General features: G+C 61.1%; 15 protein-coding genes. 10 read left to right on the top strand and 5 right to left on the bottom strand.

The window, feature by feature from the left end:
- On the top strand, positions 1-3,462 hold the full coding sequence (locus tag ADN01_RS00370) for an alpha-amylase family glycosyl hydrolase (protein WP_062417993.1): 3,462 nt from the start codon (positions 1-3) through the stop codon (positions 3,460-3,462).
- A gap of 50 nt (positions 3,463-3,512) precedes the next feature.
- Here ADN01_RS00370 and ADN01_RS00365 read toward each other — a convergent pair whose 3' ends face one another.
- Both ADN01_RS00365 and ADN01_RS00360 read right to left on the bottom strand, forming a co-directional pair.
- Positions 3,513-4,922, bottom strand: coding sequence for a DUF3536 domain-containing protein (locus ADN01_RS00365; protein WP_062417992.1), 1,410 nt, complete (start codon positions 4,920-4,922; stop codon positions 3,513-3,515).
- 7 nt (positions 4,923-4,929) lie between these two features.
- A complete protein-coding gene (locus ADN01_RS00360; RefSeq protein ID WP_062417991.1) occupies positions 4,930-5,844 on the bottom strand; it encodes an SDR family oxidoreductase in 915 nt (304 codons plus the stop codon).
- A gap of 96 nt (positions 5,845-5,940) precedes the next feature.
- Here ADN01_RS00360 and ADN01_RS00355 point away from each other — a divergent pair, with 96 nt between their 5' ends.
- From ADN01_RS00355 to ADN01_RS00330, 6 genes are read left to right on the top strand one after another with little or no spacing between them, the layout of a single operon-like run.
- A complete protein-coding gene (locus ADN01_RS00355) occupies positions 5,941-7,311 on the top strand; it encodes a hypothetical protein (RefSeq protein WP_082142736.1) in 1,371 nt (456 codons plus the stop codon).
- A 3-nt stretch (positions 7,312-7,314) separates the two neighbouring features.
- Positions 7,315-8,553: a cell division protein FtsZ gene (gene ftsZ, locus ADN01_RS00350; protein ID WP_082142735.1), complete on the top strand. Its 1,239-nt coding sequence runs from the start codon at positions 7,315-7,317 to the stop codon at positions 8,551-8,553.
- 22 nt (positions 8,554-8,575) lie between these two features.
- On the top strand, positions 8,576-8,797 hold the full coding sequence (locus tag ADN01_RS00345) for a hypothetical protein (RefSeq protein ID WP_062417989.1): 222 nt from the start codon (positions 8,576-8,578) through the stop codon (positions 8,795-8,797).
- A 21-nt stretch (positions 8,798-8,818) separates the two neighbouring features.
- Positions 8,819-9,034: a hypothetical protein gene (locus ADN01_RS00340; RefSeq protein ID WP_062417988.1), complete on the top strand. Its 216-nt coding sequence runs from the start codon at positions 8,819-8,821 to the stop codon at positions 9,032-9,034.
- A gap of 35 nt (positions 9,035-9,069) precedes the next feature.
- Positions 9,070-10,173 carry a hypothetical protein gene (locus ADN01_RS00335; RefSeq protein WP_062417987.1) on the top strand — a complete coding sequence of 368 codons (1,104 nt, stop codon included), beginning with the start codon at positions 9,070-9,072 and terminating at the stop codon, positions 10,171-10,173.
- On the top strand, positions 10,170-10,868 hold the full coding sequence (locus ADN01_RS00330; RefSeq protein ID WP_062417986.1) for a hypothetical protein: 699 nt from the start codon (positions 10,170-10,172) through the stop codon (positions 10,866-10,868). The genes ADN01_RS00335 and ADN01_RS00330 overlap by 4 nt, the downstream gene beginning before the upstream one ends.
- Positions 10,869-10,871: 3 nt before the next feature.
- Here ADN01_RS00330 and ADN01_RS00325 read toward each other — a convergent pair whose 3' ends face one another.
- The gene (locus tag ADN01_RS00325; RefSeq protein WP_062417985.1) at positions 10,872-11,588 is read right to left on the bottom strand and encodes a histidine phosphatase family protein; all 717 of its coding nucleotides are present in this window, start codon (positions 11,586-11,588) and stop codon (positions 10,872-10,874) included.
- Between the two features lie 104 nt (positions 11,589-11,692).
- On the opposite strand from ADN01_RS00325, the gene ADN01_RS00320 reads away from it, so the two are divergent.
- Both ADN01_RS00320 and ADN01_RS19840 read left to right on the top strand, forming a co-directional pair.
- A complete protein-coding gene (locus ADN01_RS00320) occupies positions 11,693-12,274 on the top strand; it encodes an FKBP-type peptidyl-prolyl cis-trans isomerase (protein ID WP_201778601.1) in 582 nt (193 codons plus the stop codon).
- Positions 12,275-12,438: 164 nt separating this feature from the next.
- Entirely contained in the window at positions 12,439-13,080 is a 642-nt protein-coding gene (locus ADN01_RS19840; RefSeq protein ID WP_062417984.1) for a PH domain-containing protein, read from the top strand.
- 70 nt (positions 13,081-13,150) lie between these two features.
- Here ADN01_RS19840 and ADN01_RS00310 read toward each other — a convergent pair whose 3' ends face one another.
- On the bottom strand, positions 13,151-15,034 hold the full coding sequence (locus ADN01_RS00310; protein WP_082142734.1) for a peptide ABC transporter substrate-binding protein: 1,884 nt from the start codon (positions 15,032-15,034) through the stop codon (positions 13,151-13,153).
- A 135-nt stretch (positions 15,035-15,169) separates the two neighbouring features.
- Between ADN01_RS00310 and ADN01_RS00305 the strand changes: the two genes are divergently transcribed.
- Positions 15,170-17,149, top strand: coding sequence for a sensor domain-containing diguanylate cyclase (locus ADN01_RS00305; protein ID WP_062417982.1), 1,980 nt, complete (start codon positions 15,170-15,172; stop codon positions 17,147-17,149).
- On the opposite strand, the gene ADN01_RS00300 is transcribed toward ADN01_RS00305, so the two are convergent.
- Positions 17,146-18,822 (bottom strand): long-chain-fatty-acid--CoA ligase, encoded by a 1,677-nt coding sequence (locus tag ADN01_RS00300; protein WP_062417981.1) that lies wholly within the window; start codon positions 18,820-18,822, stop codon positions 17,146-17,148. The two genes, ADN01_RS00305 and ADN01_RS00300, sit on opposite strands and share 4 nt — an antisense overlap.
- Positions 18,823-18,962 lie beyond the last annotated feature (140 nt).

Below are 18,962 nucleotides of genomic sequence, written 5' to 3'. Positions count from 1 at the left end.
ATGGAATTCCATATTTCCCGACAAGCACGCGACCGCTATCAACTGGATCAATCGCTGTTTTCGTTGAGAGGCAGCGTTCTCTTTGCTAATTTTCATGCCGCCCGCCTGTTTGCGCAGAAGATGAACCAGCGCCGCGACCTGATCCACTTCCCCGAACGCGCCGTGCTCGCCGGGCAGATCAACGCTATGGGCCTCATTGACGAAATCCTGCACCACGTCATGGCCCTCTACCGCCGCCAGGTCAACCCCACGGTGATGCGCCAGGCCCTCGAACATCTCAACGCACGTTTCGGCGCGCAGACGGTGCACCAAACCCTGCTGAAGTTCAACCAGGAATTTCCCCCGGTGGCGGTGTACCGCCGCGAAGTCAGCGCCGAAGAGGACTTGCAGGGCGAAAGCGAAGGCCAGCCCAATGCAGTCCTGGCCCTCGAAGAGATGCTCATGCTGTGGGTGGCCAACAAGAATCCCGCCATGAGCGAGTACGAAGAGCTGTTCAACGACCAGAACCTGCAAGGCGAAAGCGCCTACCTGCCCATCCTGCAGGAGCTGCATGCCTTCTTTGATGCCCAGCCTCCCTTCGGCCCCGACCAGCAGAATCTGATCGACATGCTGCGCGCCCCCGCCGTGGCCGTGCCCCATTCCCTCACCGGCCAGTTGGAGTTCATCCGCACCCGCTGGGGTGAGCTTTTGGGGCGCTATCTTTACCGCCTGCTTTCCAGCCTCGACCTGGTGAAAGAAGAAGAAAAGCTGTCTTTCGCCGGTTTCGGCCCCGGCCCCATCCCCATCCCCCTCTACGACCGCTCCGCCGCGGAACTGGAGGCCGAGCGCTTCAGCCCCGACCGCGAATGGATGCCCCGCCTGGTGCTCCTGGCCAAAAATTCTTACGTGTGGCTCGACCAGCTCTCCAAAACCTACAAGCGTCCCATCCACACCCTCGATCAAATCCCCGATGAAGAACTCGACCGTCTGGCCCGCTATGGGTTCACCGGCCTGTGGCTCATCGGCCTGTGGGAACGCAGTCAGGCTTCCGCGCGCATTAAGCAGTTGTGCGGCAACCCTGAAGCCATCGCCTCGGCCTATTCCTTATCTTCTTATTCCATCGCCGCCGATCTGGGCGGTGAGGACGCCTACCGCAGCCTGCGCGACCGCGCCTGGCAGCGCGGTATCCGCCTGGCCAGCGACATGGTCCCCAACCACATGGGTATCGACTCCAACTGGGTGCTCTACCACCCCGACCGCTTCGTCTCGCTGGATTATTCCCCCTTCCCCTCCTACTCCTTCAACGGCCCCGACCTGTCGCCCGATCCGCGCATCGAAATTCAGCTGGAGGATCATTATTTTGACCGTACAGACGCCTCGGTGGTCTTTAAATGGCACGATCGTTCCAGCGGCCAGACCCGCTTCATGTACCACGGCAACGATGGAACCAGCATGCCCTGGAACGACACCGCCCAGTTGAACTACCTCAACCCCGAAGTGCGTGAAGCCATCATCCAGACCATTCTGGATGTGGCCCGCAAGTTCCCCATCATCCGCTTCGACGCTGCCATGACCCTGGCCAAGAAGCATTATCAGCGCCTGTGGTTCCCCGAACCCGGCTCCGGCGGCGATATCCCCTCCCGCGCCGAACACGGCCTCACCCGCGCGCAGTTTGATGCCCTCATGCCGATCGAATTCTGGCGCGAGGTGGTGGATCGCGCCGCCGTGGAAGCCCCCGACACCCTGCTGCTGGCAGAGGCGTTCTGGCTGATGGAAGGCTATTTCGTGCGCACCCTGGGCATGCACCGCGTCTACAACAGCGCCTTCATGAACCTGCTGCGCAACGAAGACAACGCCAAGTACCGCACCATCATGAAGAACACCCTCGAATTTGAGCCGGAAATCCTCAAGCGCTTCGTCAACTTCATGAACAACCCCGATGAGCGCACCGCGGTAGATCAGTTTGGCAAAGGTGATAAATACTTCGGAACCTGCATCATGCTCGCCACCCTCCCCGGCCTGCCCATGTTCGGCCACGGCCAGGTGGAAGGCTTTTCGGAAAAATACGGCATGGAATTCCGCCGGGCTTACTGGGAAGAGGCCGTAGACCCCCACCTGGTGGCTCGCCACGAGCGCGAAATCTTCCCCCTGCTCCACCGCCGCGCCCTGTTCGCGGGCATCGACCACTTCCTGCTCTACGATTTCTTCACCTCCGGCGGCGTCAACGAAGACGTCTACGCCTATTCCAACGGCCTGGGCGGCGAACGCGCTCTAGTGGTGTATCACAACCGCTTCGCCTCCACCCAGGGCTGGATCCGCATGTCCGCCGCCACCGCTGAAAAGCAGGGCAGCGAACGCCGCGTGGTGCAGCGCAGCCTGTACGAAGGCCTGAACCTGCGCGGCGGCGCCAACAGCTACGTCCTCTTCCGCGACTCGGTCACCAACCTGGAGTTCATCCGCCCCAGCCGCGAGGTGCAAACCCAGGGCCTTTATCTGGACCTGCACGCCTACCAGGCGCACGTCTTCATGGATTTCCGCGAGGTGCAGGACAACGCCCACCACTCTTATCAGCACCTGTGCGCAGCCCTTCAAGGCCGCGGCGTGCCCAGCATCGAAGAAGCCCTGGAAACCTTGCTGCTCCAGCCGGTGCAGACCCCCTTCCGTCAGATCGCCCACCCTGCTTATCTGGACTACCTGTACCAGCAGCGCCTGACGGTTAAAGACGCCCAGCTGCCCCAGGATCTGTTCGCCGTGGCAGCGCAGAAGATGGATCACCTCCTGGACGGCATCGCCCATCTCACCGGTCAGGATGCCGGCCGCGCCGCCATTCAGCAAGAGCTGCGCGCCCAGTTGGACACCCTGCTGCACCTGCCCATCCTCACCACCCGCTACCCCCTGCCCGGTTCGCGCCGCTACACCGCCGCGGTTCAGGCTCTGCAAAGCGGCCTCATCGAAGAGCCCACCGGTTGGCTAGGCTTGTTCTCCTGGGTCTTCGTACGCGGCCTGGGGCAGATGATCCCCGGCCCCGACAGCATCTCCCAAAGCTTGAGCTGGTTCGAAGAATGGCAGTTGGGTCGCATCCTCTCAGAAACCTACAAAGAACTGGGCGTGGCCCCCGAGCGGGCCAACCGCCTGGTGCTGGCCCTCTCCCTGCTCACCCATCAGCAAGGTTGGTTCGAACGCACCGGTCATCAGCCCCTGGCGCAGATCCTGGAATCCTGGCTGTCGGACCCCAATGTGCAGTCCTTCCTGGGCGTCAACCGCTATCAGGATGTCTTGTGGTTCAACCATGAATCGTTTGTGGAATTCATCCAATGGATGGGCTTATTGGCCGTGCTGGATGCCAGCGCCGATCCGCAGGCCACCGCCAGCCAATTTGTCGAGCGCATTCTCAGCGTGCACGACATCCTGCACCAATTGGAAGCCGCCGAAGAAACTTCCGGTTACCAGGTGGCAGCCCTACTGTCCGCGGTTCAAAAGTAACCCCCAACCAACACAGACGGGCGCGGCAGTGTGCCGCGCCCGTTTTCATTTTAATCCGCTGCCCATTGGCTGATGCGGTGGCGTTCCAGTGTATGCTGAAAGACCGTATCCGCCCGCAGTCCCGAACGCCAACTGCGCACCGGCGCCAAAAGATCTGCCGCCGGACGGCTCAAATCCACTCCCGTCGCCAGATAGGTAATCCATACCGCCTGGGCCGCGTAAGAAACGTTGTTGCGCGGCTCAATCCGGTCAAAATCGTCAAAAAACCACCCGCAGGAGGCGAACATGCGCTGGCGTTCATTCTGGGCTTGCAGCAGCAGCTCCACCTTGTGCGCCTCTTCCTCAGTCAGCGTGCGCCGCGCCATCTCCCCCGCCAGATCGCGTACCGTCGTTTGCCCCAGCAGCACATGAATGTAGCGGTGGCGCAATTCCCAGGGGTCCACCCCCCACGGCCGCAGAGCCGATTCGTACTGCTCGTCAATCATCGCCGCCAGGCGGTCTAGCCCCTGGCGCAGCGGCGCTTTCCAATCCGCGTGCGGAGTGCAGGCGCAGTCCCCGCTCCAGCGCAGAATGCCGTGGTGGCAGCTCCACGAGGTGCCGTCCACAATTTCCACTTCGGTCTGCGGCGGGAATTTTTTGAGCCACAGGGCCGGGTACACAGCCTGCACCGCGGTGCGTTCCATCGCACCGGTCAGTAAATATTGCAGAAATTTGTCGCGAAACGGCTGGTGATGGCCGTAAAGCTCCCCATCCGAAGCGATGGTCAATATCTGGTCCCGCTCCAAATTGGGGTCAAAGCGCGGCAGCAGGCGGCTGAGCAAAAAGCTGTCCCCGTTCACTGTGGCCCCCGGGTCAAAGCTGACCCGCATGCTCAATTCCTGATCATAAAAGAACACCGCCATGTGCTGCCCGCCCGGCAGCGCCACGCGGTACGGCCAGCGGTTATCCACGACCTGACGCGCCTGCCAGGGGGCCAGAATGGTGAATTGCACGCCGCACTCGGCCAGCACTTCCAGCGTTTCCATATCCACCCCGGCCTCCGGCATCCACAGCCCCAGGGGCACATGCCCAAAGCGGTATTTAAAATCCTCCACCCCCCAGCGCACCTGCGTCACCTTATCCCGCCGTTGGGCCAGCGGCAAAATCGTGTGGTGGTACGACTGCGCCATACCGTTGCCTACGCCGTAGCGCAGAAAATTGCTGCGTTCCTGCTGCACAATCAGCGCCAGGGTCTGCGGGTCTTCCTCTGCCATCCACTGCGCCAGGGTCGGTCCCAGGTTAAAGCTGATCCGTTCAAAATTGCCCAGTTCCGCGTTGGGGCGGTAACACTGGGCGTGAATACGCTCATTCCAGTTGCGGTACGGCGCGGCGCCGGGTTCCAGCGGAATTTCACCCGTCAGCGGATCTTCCCGCGGGGGTTGATAAAAATGTCCGTGCACGCACACTGCCAGATCCGTCATGTTTGCATCATCCTTTTCTGCGTTTTTTCCCGCCCGAAACCAAATAATCTAAATTTTGCCCCATGCGCGAAGGCATCAGTCCAAACTGACGAGGCAATGTATCCAACCCGCAGATGCGGTCCGACGCCAGAGTGTCGAACCAATACAGCGAAATGGGGAAGCTGGGCAAACTTTGTTCCAAAAAAACCGCCACAGAGCGCAGGTAAGCCGGGGTCACATCCAGGATATAGCGCCGCAGCCCCGTCACCGCCATCACCTTTTCCACCACCTGCCGAAAGCTGAAGTACTCCGCCCCCCCAATTTCGTACGAATGGTTGGTCGTTTCCGGCAGGCTCAAAGACAGGGTCAGGCAGGTGATCAAATCTTCAATCCAAATCGGCTGCAGCAGGCTGCTCCCGTCCCCCGGCATGAAGAATACCAGGGGGGACAGCCGCAGCAGCCCAGCCAGCGAAGTGGTAAATTGATCCCCAGGGCCGTAGATATGCGCCGACCGAAAAATGGTGTAAGGCACACCCGAAGCCTGGATCAAGCCTTCAGCCAGCGCCTTGGCCTTCAGCACCGGGTAGGCCGAAGCCCGATCCGCCCCCAAATGGCTCAGATAAAAAATACGCTCCACCCCTGCCTGGGCCGCGGTGGCCGCCACATTCTGCGCCCCTTCCACATCCACCCCCTCCAGATCCGCGCGCAGCCCCAGGCGCTCAGCCCCCGCCAGGTGGTACACCACCCGCACCCCCTTCATGGCTGCCCGCAATCCACGCTCATCGCGCAGACTGCTCATGGCCACCTCCACCGGCACCCCCCGAGGCAAACTGGGAGACTGCGCCGAGGGGCGCAGCAGCAGGCGAACCGAATGGCCCATATTCACCAATTGCCGCACCAAAGCGCGTCCCACAAAGCCCGTTCCACCGGTGACCAAAATCATGGGGTTGATTATAGCAGAGGAAGCCCGCTGTAGGCTGGCATGAGTCTTGCTCCTATCTTGCAAAACCCTTACAAAATGTGGAATGGACCCGGCGATATGACGAATACTCTCCCCCCTCTCCCCCCCAAACGTTCCAACCGCATCGGCTTCCATTATTTCCCCGATACGCTCCACTACCGCGAATCCGACCTGCACACCTGGCTGCCCCGCCTGCAGTCCCTGGGGGCCGGGTGGATAGTGCTGCAATCCCAGGGGTCTCACGCCATCCCCGAAGCCTTCATCACCGCCCTGACCGCCGCCGGAATCGAGCCCATCGTCCATTTCCCTTTATCCCTACACGAAAAAACCGACCCAACCGATCTGTCCCCTCTGCTGACGGCCTATGCCCGTTGGGGCGTGCGCACCGTGATCTTCTACGACCGGCCCAACACGCGCGCTTCCTGGCCAGCCGCTGCCTGGGCCCAAGGGGATCTGGTGGAAACTTTTCTCGACCGTTTCATCCCTCTGGCCGAACAGGCTCAATCCTGCGGCCTGACTCCCGTCTTCCCCCCGCTCACCCCCGGCGGCGATTACTGGGATCTGGCCTTCCTGCGTCTGTCCCTCGAGTCCCTCCAGCGCCGCCAGCGCAAAGCCCTGCTTTCGGCCCTGGCCCTTTCGGCCTATGCCTGGGCGGGCAACCGTCCGCTGAACTGGGGCGCAGGCGGGCCAGAGCGTTGGCCCCAGGCGCATGCTTACGCCAGCAGCAAAACCCCCGACCAGCGCGGCTTCCGCATCTTCGATTGGTATCTGGCTGTCCACCAGGCCGTCACCGAAAAAGCCGCCCCCATCTTCCTGCTGCAAGCCGGTCTCTCCGCCGCCCCCACGGATGGCGAGCCTGCCGCCGCCCAACACACCCGCATCCACCTGGCTCTGGCACGCCTGGCCGCCCGCGAAACCCCCACCGAACCCGGCGACTCGCAGACGCCGCTGGAACCCTTGCCGGATGAGGTGGCGGCCTGCTGTTTCTGGCTTCTGTCGGCCGATGCCGCCTCTCCCCTGGATGCCTACGCCTGGTTCCCCCAAAACCGGCCTGCCCTGCCTGCCGCCGCCGCTCTGCAAACCTGGCAGTCGCGCCGCCAGCCAGCCCCGGCCCCCGCTCCGCGCAGCCAATCCCAGCGCAAAGACCTGCCCGAAGGTGAAGCTCCTCCGCCCATGCAGCACCCCATCCAACATTACCTGCTGCTGCCCACCTACGAATGGGGGGTGGCCGATTGGCAGCTCAACGCCCTTCAGCCGCTCATCAAGAAATTCCGTCCCACCGTGGGCTTTTCCCTGGCCGAAGCCGCCCTGGCCGCCCGCGTCACCGTGCTCAGCGACCCGCAAAGCATCCCCGAAGAAGCTCTGGATCGTTTGCGCCAAACCGGCAGCCGGGTGGATCGAATCGCGCCTGATGGCACGAGTATTGCAACCTTCTTGGCAGAGAGGTGACCCATGTATCCTACCCAATCTTCCGCTTTCAAACCCCCGTTTCATGCCAATCCTACCGCCGCCCCTGCGCCCGCTCCCGCCCTGCAAGCCCCTCACCAGCCCATCATTAAAGTCATGGGGTTGGGCGGCGCTGGTTCCAACGCCGTTAACCGGATGATCGAACTTGGCCTGACCGGCATTGATTTCATCGCAGCCAACACCGATGCCCAGGCGCTGCGCAACTCGCTGGCCCCCACCCGCCTGCAGCTCGGCCCGGCTTACACCCGCGGCTTGGGTGCAGGCGGCAACCCCGAGGTCGGCCACGCTGCCGCCGAAGAAAGCGCCCGCGAGATCAAAAAAGCCCTCGAAGGCGCGGATATGGTCTTCCTCACCGCCGGCATGGGCGGCGGAACCGGAACCGGCTCCATCCCCGTGGCGGCCCAAATTGCAAAAGAGATGGGCATCGTCACCGTGGGCGTGGTCTCCACCCCCTTCTCTTTTGAAATCGGCCGGCGCCAGGTCAATGCCCGCGATGGGCTGGCCCGCCTGCGCCCCCACACCCACACCCTCATCACTGTCCCCAACGACCGTCTGCTCACCATCGCCGGGAACCTGTCCCTTGATCTGGCCTTCCGCCTGGCAGATGACATCCTGCGCCAGGGCATTCAGGGCATCACCGAGCTCATCACCCAGACCGGCCTGATCAACATTGATTTTGCCCATGTGCGCCAGATGATGCAGATGGGCGGCGGCTCCATGCTCTCCATCGGCATCGGCGAAGGCCCCTCCAAAGCCCTCAAAGCCGTGCAGAACGCCCTCAATCACCCCCTGCTCGAGTCCGCCTACATCGGCCACGCCACCGGCATGATCGCCAATTTCACCGCCGGGCGCGGGCTGTCCTTTCAGGAAATTGCCGAAGCCCTTTCCTATCTGCAGGCTGAAACCGGAAATCACTGTGATCTCATCCCCGGGGTGATCCTGGACGAGAACATGGGCGACCGCACCCAGGTGATCCTCATCATCACCGGTCTGGGCGCCACACCGGTAGACCCTGCCATGCTGCGCCCCAAAGCCGCCGCCCAGCCCGCCGCACGCGAAACAGCAGCCGTCTCTGCACCAGCAGTGCACCCAGCCGAAGCCCAGCCCCTGCCCCGCCGCACGGTGATCCCTTTCACCCCCGAGCCAGAGGATGTCTCCCCCGTTCCGCTGCCGGCCTCCGCGGCCAATCTCGATCTGCCCGCCTTCATGCGCCGCCGCCGCTAAGCCGCTGCCCAGAGGTCACCCTATGGATTCTGCCCTGCTCGACCGCATTTGCGCCCAGGTCTACCGCCAGTTCCCCGAAGTCAAAGGGGCACGGCCCAAGGTCAGCCCCTACCCCAATCAGCAGTCCTCGCTGACCTTTCGAGCCAAAGCCAGCCTGCCGGACGGCCGCAGCCTGTCGCACACCGTGCGGGTCATCGTGGACGCCGCCGGAAAAATCACCAAAACAACCACCTCTCGCAGCTAGTTCCCTCAGGAGTGTCAAGCCATGCTCAGTCAAACCTGGAAAACCTTCAATCTCGCCTTTTGGAACTGGATCATTCTCACCCTATCCAACAACCGGCAGGTGCGTCAATGGCTGCCCAAGTTCTACCGCGCCTGGAAAGACGGCCGCGTTTTTGGCACCGCCGTGCTGTTCACCTTCGCGGGGTTAGCCAGCTTTTTAAGCGGCTTTGTGCTCATATTGGTATTCTGGCCGAAATAGACATCTCACTTATGACTGTAGATCGGAGGTTTGGTATGCGTTTCCACTGGAAAATTCTCGTTCTGTTTTGCCTGGCGGTCGCGGCGCTCACAGGGCTTACCCTGCGGGCTTCCGCCGAAGGCGAACAAAAAGGGGGTCGTCTGGGGGGGTTCGCGCATCTCAACAGCTCTGATCTGGAAGCTGCCGCCTGGGTGGCGGGCGATCTGGGCCTGGATTGGGTGGCAGTGGAATTGGATTGGGCCGCCTTCATGCCCGCGGCCAATGAACCGCCCGATTGGGCCGCCCTCGACCGAGCCGCGAACGCGGCGCGCCAGGGTCATTTTTACCTGCTGCTGTCCCTCACCAACGCCCCCGACTGGGCACGCACCGACAAAGGCCCCGACGCGCAGGCCGTGCGTTCGCTGGTTGAAGCTCTCGTACAGCGCTACCCAGAGGAAATTCGCGCCTACGAAATCTTCCCCGCCGCCAACACCGCCGCGGGCTGGGGTGCTGCGCCCAACCCCCAGGCCTATGTGGAACTGCTGGCCGTCCTCAAACCGGTGCTCCAATCGCTCGATCCTGCCCCCATGCTGGTGGCGGGCGGCTTGGTTCCCGTGGCTGCCAGCGATCAAAATCAGAATCTCTCCGATCTAACCTTCCTCTCCGCCATGTACGACACGGGTTTGGGCCGCCAGTTCCCCGTCATCAGCCTGCGTTACCCCCATCTGCAAGGCCGCCCGGATGACATTCCCCAAGACGAAGAGCCCTTCCAACTGCGTCATTATGAAGATGTACGCCGCATCATGATCCAATACGAACACAAAAATGGACGCTTGTGGATCACCCGCATTTCCCCACCTTCTGGTAGAATAGAATCGTCCGAAGGTGCAGGAGAGGGGCAAAGTGCCCAGGCCGCCTGGCTGAAGGAAGCCATTGTTCTCGCGCATGCTCAGGTCTATATGGATGTCATCATCTTTCACAGCCTGACTGCCGATCCAAATGCTCCCCAAGACCTGGCGTTGTTATCCAGCGCGCACGAATACCATCCGTTTTACCAGGATCTGCGCTCATGGGTTGCCCTCAATGCACCCGAAGCGGCCGCCGCCCGACACGGCCGCATTAAAAAAGGGGTCATTGAGAAACAACCGCGAGATCCATGAGTTCAAAAATTCGCATTTTTGTCCTGCTCGTCTTCTGTTTCGTGTGCGCCTCGTTGGGCGGTCTTCTGGCCTTGCGCCTCGGCGGCCCTTCCGCCGCGGCCACTACCCCCCTGCCCCCCAAAGCCACTTCCTCTGCCAGCGTTCAGGAGCGCACCAACCTGGTGATCATTCAGGTGAACGACCTGCGCGATTCCTCTCCTCGTCTGGTCTCCGTGTGGTACAGCATCATCCTGCTGAAAAAACAGCCCTCCCTCACCTTCAAACCCCTCTTCCCCAGCCAAAAAGATCTTAGCTTGGCCCGCGATTTGCAGAAGAATTTCAGCCTCAACGCCGACCATCAGCCGAGGCTCGGCTTTTTAAACGCGCTGCAGGAGAATGAAATCCCCTGGGATGCCTGGCTGATCTTCGACAACAAGTCTGGCACGGCCCTCTACCGCTGGGCGCTGGGTGAGAACGCCGCCTTTACCTCCCAAACCCCCGAATCCCCGCGTGACATCGCCCACCTGGACCAGGACCGCAGCCTGCTTAACGGCATCTGCGATATGCTCAGCATCCCGGCCCAGGACCGCCCGCGCGCATTTGATTGGGACTTGCTGACCTCAGATCATTTCGTCACCTCTGTGGATCTGAGCTCCGCCTTGGGGTTGTGGCATCACCTCTCCGATCAATCCCCTCGCTGCAAAATTCACCCCTGAACCTCAGCTCACCAGATCCACCGGCAGATGGCACAACCGGTTCATATAGGCCACCCGCCTTTCATCCGCGTAAAAATCCAGCCGGGTGACGCCGGTGTTGTTCAGAGCAAACCAGAAATCCTCCTGCCCATTGAGACCTAACACCAAATGCATGAACACATTGTAAAAGCCAGCGTGGCTCACCACCACCACGCGGTCCTCCGTGCCGCCGTGCCGCTCCAGGAGCAAATCCAACAGCCGCTGCGCACGCCCCAAGCGCTCCTCGCGAGCCTCAAAAGGGCGGTTCCACCAGCCCTGTGGGTTCAAGTCCTCCGGCAAAATCACCTCCGGAAAGCGCTCTGCCAATTCCTGTGGGCTCTTCCCTGGCAGCCCGTTGCGCTCCCCTGTGTCAAAATCATCCAGATAGATCCCCCCTGCTTCGTGCAAATCCTTTAACCCCACCAGCGGCACCCCCACGGCGCGCGACAGCGCCAGGCCGGTCTCAATGGCCCGCACCATCAGGCTGGAATACAGGTGGGTAAAGCCCACGTGCTCACCGCGCTCCTCGGGGCCGAGTTCTCTGCCCACCGGCAAAGCCGCGTAAAAAGCCGCCAGCCGCCGCGCCTGTTCTTGCCCCAGGCGGCTCAGCTCAGGGTCTTCGTTGCGTCCCTTCGATTCGCCCGTTTGCAAGAACAGCAGGTTGTTGTTGGATTGCGCGTGACGAATAAAATACAGCTGCATAAGGTCTCCTCGCGTAATGTCGCCGCCAGTTTTTAGGGTTCCATGTTATAATCAAGCGCTTGTTTGGCGCGGCGCAGTCCGTCCATAATTAATAAGGAGAGAACGTGAGCACAAATCAAACCAAACCTACTGTTGTGGCGGACGATGTGGTCGTTAGCCTGGATTATACCTTGACCGTGGAAAATGAGATCATGGATTCTTCGGAAGAGGGCGAGCCTTTGGAATTCCTGGTCGGCCACCAGAACGTCATCCCCGGCCTGGAACGCCAGATCTACGGCATGACCATCGGCGACAGCAAAGAGGTGGATGTGGCTGCCGCAGACGCCTACGGCACCGTGGATCCCGAGGCCGTCGTCAACATCCCCCGCGACCAGTTCCCCGCGGATATCCCCCTGGAAGTGGACATCCAGCTTCAGGTCAAGGATATGGACGGCGATATCATGGACGCGCGCATTGTGGAAGTCAGCGCCGATTCGGTGCGCCTCGACTTCAACCACCCCCTGGCTGGCAAAGACCTGCATTTCTCGGTGAAAGTCGTGGATTTGCGCGCCGCTACCGAAGAAGAACTGGCCCACGGCCATGTGCACGGCAGCGACTTTGACGATGAACTCCTCGACGAAGACTACTTCGACGACGAAGAAGGCGAGTGGGAAGAAGAGGAAGAAGAAGACGAGGATCAGAAGTAACCCTTCGTTTTCACTTGTGATTTCACATCAGGGTCTGGCCGCACATGCCAGGCCCTTTTTGCTGCCCTGCAAATCCTGCGGCGGCAAAGTCTTGCCCTTTGCTGCGCGCCTGGATATACTAGACCGTAGTTTCACACATCCCTGGCTTGTGAAAGGCAGCCGCCATGCCCCTTGAAACCTACTTAAAACAGCTCCTCGGCGAAAACGAGAAAATCCTGCTGGTTACTCACCAACACTGGTTCCGCCTCATCCAGGAAATCTTTTTGGAAATTGTCCTGGCATTGGTCATCATCCTCGTCTTCACCGGCATTCAGCTGGCCGTGCTGCCCAACCCGCTCTTCGCCCTGGGCTATTTCCTGGTCATCATCCCCCTGGTCAGCCTGACGCGGGATGTGATCATCTGGTACAACCACCAATATATCGTCACCAACCGCCGCGTCATCCAAATTTTCGGCGTGATCAATAAAAATGTCACCGATTCTTCGCTGGAAAAGGTCAATGACGTCAAAATGGTGCAGTCCTTCTTTGGGCGCATCTTCAACTACGGCGATGTCGAAATCCTCACCGCCAGCGAGCTGGGCGTCAACCGTTTTACCAAAATAGGCGATCCCATCCGCTTTAAAACCGTCATGCTCAACGCCAAAGGCAAGTTGGACAGCGGTGAAAATCTGCGCCCCGCGGCGGCTGCCGCGCCGCGCGAAGATATTCCAGCCCTCATTGAACGTCTGGGTACTATGCGCGACAAGGGTTGGGTCACAGAAGAAGAATTCCAGGCCAAAAAAGCCGATCTGCTGCGGCGGCTCTAACCTACCCCCACCTTACCACCGCGAACCGCAGGCGTCCATCCGTCTGCGGTTCGTTTCTTTTTTATCGCCGTTACTGAAAACCCCACTTTTCATAGTGTTCCAGCCCGCCGATCACCGACAGCGTGCGCCACACATACGGTTGGGTCAGCATGGTGCGCTTATGCCAGAAAAGCGGAATCACCACCGCGTCTTCATCCACCAGCACATGCTCGGCAGCGGCGAAGGCTTCCATGCGCCTCAGCCCATCCAGCTCGCGGGCAGCGTCGCTCAGCGCGTTCTCAAAAGCCGGGTTGTAGTATTGAATGCCGGTAAAGTTGGGGTTCACCGCTCCGCCAATGCCAAACTCTTCTTTGATGAAGTCATTGGCATCCGGGTACTGGTAACAGTGCAGCCCCCGCCACATCTGCGGCGCGGGCACTCCTGCCACAGCCGCGCGAAAGTCCTTCAGCGGCTTTTCGTCCAGCTTCACCCGCACGCCCAGCACCTGCTGCCACTGTTCCGCTAGTCCCTCGGCAATTTTGCGCTGGGTTTCTCCCTCTGGGAAGGTCAGCGTCAGGTCCACCCCCTCGGGCTGCAGGGCAAATTCTCGCAAATACCCGGCCAGTTCATCCTGAGCGGCCTGCGGATCAAAGCGCACCCCCAGGTCGGGGAACATCTCTGGGCTGGCAGGCGCCCCCACCAGGCCGGGCGTGCTGAACCAAAAAGCCGGGTCGGCTAAGCCGTCCAGGAATTTTGCCGTCAGCGCCGGCCGGTCGAGAGCCAAAGAGAGCGCCCGCCGCACGCGCCGGTCTTTCACCACCGCCGCCTGTGAATTAAAGGCCAGGTAGGTGGTACACAGCTCTGGTGCGCTGCCCGCCTGCGCGCTCAGCTCAGGGTCGCCGCGCACAGCCGCCACCGCATCCGGCGGCACGCTGACCACGTCCATCTCTCCGCGCTGGTAAGCCGCCAGCGCCGCCTGCCCATCCATCGCCGTCCATTCCAACTGGCTGATGCGCGGCTTGGGGATATTATCCTGTCCCGGCCAGTAGGGATTTTCAATCAGCGTGATGCGCGTGTTGGTCACCCACTCTTTCAGCAAGTACGGCCCGTAGGATTGGAAATACGCCGCTTCGGTCCACTGCTGCGGATTGGCGTTGTGACAGTCGTCCCCCTCAATCAGCCAGCGCGGCTGCGCCCGCACCATTGCCAACCCCATCAGCAAAGCGTAATGTGAGCCGGGTTCGGTAAAACGCACCTCCAGGGTCAAATCGTCCAGCACCTTGATGCGCGGGTAATCCTCTTCCACCACCCCCTGATGGTATAAATCTGCCCCTTCGATCAAATTCACCAATAGGCTGGCCGCTTCCGAGCGCGTATCGGCCTTCAACGTGCGCAAAATACCGTAACGAAAGTCCTCCGCCCGCAAAAAACGCTGCTGGCCGTTGCAGTCTTCCACCGGAAACGCCTGATTGCGGCTGGCATCCCAACGCACCCAGGCCACATCCCCCCGCAGGAAGAAGGTGTACACCAGCCCATCCGGCGACACGTTCCAGGCCTGTGCGATCCCCGGCTCCAACTGCGCCGTCTGCTCGTTGATGCGCGTCAGCCCGGGCAGGGTCTCTTCCACGATTTGCAGCCCATTGGCGTGGTTGTTCAGCGCCACCCAGGCCGGATCAATCACCACCCCGCCGCCGGGGTCCATCGCCAACCGCAGACGGTTGGACTCCTGCGGCGAGAGCGTTGGGGGTGCAGCTGGCGTGGCCGTGTCCAGCCGCACCGGCGGCTGGCGCGTGGGGGTGGGAGTCTGCGTCGGTAGGGGTGTCCAGGTGGGCAGGGGCGTGGGCGTGGGAGAAATCACCCAGGCTGCCGCTCTGGCCCCCCAGGGCGAACGCGCAGCCCACCAACCCAGGCCAACGCATAGTCCCAGCGCGGTTAGGCCGAGCAGCACAAGAATCCATCGGGTTCGACGAGCCATAGGCCAATTATACTTGCTTCCCTACCCCCACCGCCAAACTGCCAGTTGTTTTTTACCCTTGCCTTATGGCATAATGAATAACGATTCAGACCCAATTACGCGGTAATGACTCCCCGCCGATCGGATGGCTGCTTGATGAAGAAGCGTACTATATATATCGCCACCGCTTTGCTCTTGTTGATCCTCATGGGATCCATGATCCTAGTGGTGCAGCTTCTGGAGGCCACCTATCACGCTGAGCAAAACAAAGATTTCCAGCAGCTGCTGGAGGTTCACGGCAGCCAGATTCAGCTGCAAATCAACCGATCCCTTTCGGCGGGTTTGGCCCTCTCCATGCTCATCCATCAAAATAACGGCGTGGTACCTGGGTTTTCCTCCCTGTCCGAAAACATGACCAAAATCTACAGCGGGATTGATTCCATTTATCTGGCCCCCGGCGGGCTGGTCTCGCAGGCCTATAACCCCGACAGCGGCCAGAGTTTCATGGGAATCAACGTGTTTGAACATCCCGCCTACGCCCAAACCGCCCGCACCGCCCGCGACGAACACCGCATGATCCTCTCCGCCCCCGTGCGCACCTCTGCAGGCCAATCTGGCATCATGGGCTGGCAGCCGGTCTATTTGCTCACCCCCGACCAGCAAGAATATTTTTGGGGGTTTGTCCTCATCACCCTTGATTTTTCTGACCTGACTCAAGTGGGCAGCCTGGCCAACCTGCGCGAGCACGGGTTGAACTATGAACTGACTTTTGAAGATCAGCTCACCCCCTACAGCGGCCTGGTGGACGCCGTTTCCCCCACCCGCCTGCAAAACCCCATTCGCCACATCTTCACAGTCAACAACCTTCAGTTCACTCTTTCGGCCGCCCCTTCCGCAGGCTGGAAAACCTCCCCCGGTTACTACCCCGGCCTGGCCGTTGCCCTGCTTTCATCCATTTTTATATCGTTCCTGGTCTACCGTCTGCTCACCCAAAGCCGCCAGATCGCCCAAACCAACATCACCCTGAAAAGTGAGGTAGCCAAGCGCCAGGCCCTGACGGATATGGAACGCATCAGCCGCAATCTGGCCGAGAACCGCCTCAGCGAGCTGCAAAGCCTGCAGTCGCTTTCCTCGGTGCTCAACCATGCTGCCACCTTAAACCAGACCCTGCAAGAGGGGCTCGGCGTCATTCGAATCCAATTTCAAGCCGACGCCGTCTGGGTGATCCTCTTTCAGGTCAACCAAAACCCCACTCTGGCAGCCGTCCTGCCCGAAGGTCTGACGCCCCACATCCGCGATGAACACCTATGCGCATGCAGCCACACCCACCTGTCGGAAAATTTCCATAACGGCACCCCTGTTCCGCCTTATCTGGTGGAATCCTGCGCCTTGCTGCGGCATCTCTTCCCCGACCAGCCAGAAAACTGGTCGCATATGACCTTCCCCATCCAGACCGGCGACCGTCCCCTGGGGCTGCTCAACCTCATGCGTCCGCGTTCGCTGCCGTTCTCAGCCGAAGATATCACCCGCGTGCAGTCTTTGTGCGCTCCCTTTGCTGTGGCCATCGAACGCGCCCGCCTCTTCGAAGAGGTTCACCGTCTGGCTATCACCGATCCGCTGACCGGGGCCTACAACCGCCGCTATTTTCTGGATCAGGCTGCTCAGGAATGTCAGCGCGCCCAACGCTACCGCCACGCGGTCAGCTTGATCATGATGGATCTGGATCATTTCAAACAGATCAACGATTCCTTCGGCCATACCGCCGGGGATCAGGTGCTGCGCTTCGTCATCGCCGCCTGTCAGGAGAACTTACGCGCCGCCGATCTTCTGGCGCGCTTTGGCGGCGAGGAATTTATCATCCTGCTGCCCGAAACCCCCCTGGAACAAGCTCAACTCATCGCCGAGCGCATCCGCCAATCCATTGTGCCCGCCCAGGTGATCACCAGCGAAGGGCCGGTACAGGTGCGCGTCAGCCTGGGGGTAGCCAGCAGCGATGAAAACGCCTGGCTCATTGACGATCTCATCAAGCGCGCGGACCAGGCCCTGTATCAAGCCAAGACCCTGGGACGAAACCGCACCCAGGTGTGGATGCCCATCCTCACCTCCGATTCCGCCCCCTCAGAGACCACTGGCTAAACCTTCTGGTCCGCTGCTTCCAGGTGTTCGCGCACCAATTCGCGCCGCAGCAGCTTGCCCACCAGCGTGCGCGGCAGCCGCTCACGAAAAGCAATTTCTACCGGGGTCTTAAACGATGCCAGGCGCTGCTCACACCATTCGCGCAGTTCCTCTGCGCTGGCCGCGGCCCCCGCCCTCAGCACTACCCAGGCCTTCACCACCTCACCGCGCATGGGGTGCGGCACGCCCGCCGCGGCGGCTTCGCTCACCGCCGGGTGTTCCGCCAGCACCTCTTCCACCTCGCGCGGCCAAACCTGCAGGCCGCCCACCTTGATCAGATCCTTCTTGCGGTCCACCAGGTAAAAATAACCGTCCCCATCCATGCGGGCGATATCACCTGTGAACAGCCACCCATCCCGCAGAACCAAAGCGGTCTCTTCTGCCATGCCGTGGTATCCCGCCATCACCTGCGGGCCGCGCAGGGTCAGTTCGCCGATTTCACCCGCCCCCACCTCGCGCGTGCTGTCCTCCAGGCTCACCAGGCGGCAGTCCACATCCGGCAGCGGCAGGCCGATGGAGCCGGGGCGTTTTTCGCCAAACATGGGGTTGCAATGCGTGGCCGTCGGCGCTTCTGAAAGCCCATAGCCCTCCATCAGCTTGGCCCCGCTCAGCGCCTCAAAGCGCTCCTGCACCTCGCGCAGCAGCGGCGCCGAGCCAGAAATGCAGGCACGGATGGAACGCAGCCCCACCTTCCCCGATATGACATCCGGGTGCTGGTTCAAAGCCGCGTACATAGCCGGAACGCCGGGGTAAAACGCCGGTTGGTAGGTCTGGATCAGGCGCAGAATCTCGTTTAAATCGCGCGGGTCGGGCTGAAGCACCATGCGCGCCCCCAGCCGCAGGCTCACGCACATGCCCACCACCATGCCGTACACGTGGTACAGCGGAATCGCCAGCAGGGCTGTCTCTTGCCCATCCTTCAAGCCCGAAAGCCAGGCGCGGAACTGCAGCGTGTTGGCTGCCAAATTGCGGTGCAGCCCGATAGCCGCCTTGGGCACGCCCGTGGTTCCGCCGCTGTATTGAAAAATGGCCGCGTCCTCTGGCCCCACGGCGGGTAAAGACACCGGCACCCCTTCCGCCGCCCACGCCCCCAACCACACATCCCCCGTCTGCAAAGCGGGCAGTTCCGCGGGGGGCTGCGCTCTTCCGCGCAGCCATTCTCCCAGCCGCACGCCGTCCTCCCCGCCGGTCAGGGCGATCGTGCGCACTTGGGTTTTGTCACGCACGCTTTGCAGCAGCTCGTAGGCTTCCATTTGGGCAATCACCATCACCGCCCCGCTGTCTTTGAGCTGAAATTCCAGCTCGCGCGCCTTGTAGGCTGGGTTAATGGCTGCCGCCACCCCACCCGCACGCAGCACCGCAAAAAAAGAGATCACAAACTGCGGCCAGTTGGGCATCAGCAGTCCCACCACATCCCCTTTGCGCAGTCCCCAGCGCACCAACCCGCATGCCAGGCGTTCAGTCAACTGCTCCAGGGTGTGAAAGATCACCGCCTGGTCGCGGTACACCAGCGCATCGCGTTCGCCGTAGGTGCGCGCTGCCTCCTCCAGAAAAGCCGTCACAGGCACAGCCGGGTAGTTCATTGCCGCCGGTACGCCTGCATCGTACTGCTTCAGCCAGGGTTTTGCTGTCATGCGCGCCTCCAAACCAGATAAGATCAGTCCCAATTGCTCGTCCCTGATTATACCGGCCGCACAAAAAAATGCAACCCGCGCCTGCCAAAAAAAGTGGCTGTCTGGTTTCCCAAACAGCCACCCATAGACAAGCCACCGTG

It is taken from the genome of Levilinea saccharolytica, assembly GCF_001306035.1.
GTDB lineage: Bacteria > Chloroflexota > Anaerolineae > Anaerolineales > Anaerolineaceae > Levilinea > Levilinea saccharolytica.
Note: the sequence above shows the minus strand (reverse complement) of the source record. Positions and strands in the feature narration are given on the sequence as shown.